The following is a 409-nucleotide window of genomic DNA, read 5'->3' on the forward strand; positions in this document are numbered from 1 at the left end:
GTCAACGGGCCTGCGAACCCGCAGAACAAGGGTAGTCCCGGCTTCTACGGACAGCCTGTAACGTTCGTCAACGGCGTGGGGCAGATTCCGCAGGGACAGCCGACGTTTGGCGAACAGACGGTGAAGGTCTACAAGGTCTTTACCGGCCCCTACGCGTATGAATCTGTTCGTGCAGGTCCGGCGCACGGTGGAACCCTGCTCCCCTTCACGTGCTTTGTCGCTACCAACGGAACATGGGACAGCAACTATGATCCGGTCACGCCTACGCCGGGTCAACCAGTCGGAACGATTGTGCTCCAAGACACGACGTTCAACGGCACTGCGAGCGTTAGTTACGTCATCCATTCTGGCGTGATGATCCCCCGCAACGTGAACTTCGACGTGTGGCCGACATGGCGTGCGCTGACGC

General features: G+C 59.7%; 1 protein-coding gene. It reads left to right on the forward strand.

The window, feature by feature from the left end:
• A partial coding sequence (locus AAEY72_RS14240) for a hypothetical protein (protein ID WP_352311150.1) occupies positions 1–409 on the forward strand: 409 nt, incomplete at both ends.

Source organism: Psychrobacter sp. W2-37-MNA-CIBAN-0211, assembly GCF_040309405.1.
GTDB lineage: Bacteria > Pseudomonadota > Gammaproteobacteria > Pseudomonadales > Moraxellaceae > Psychrobacter > Psychrobacter glaciei.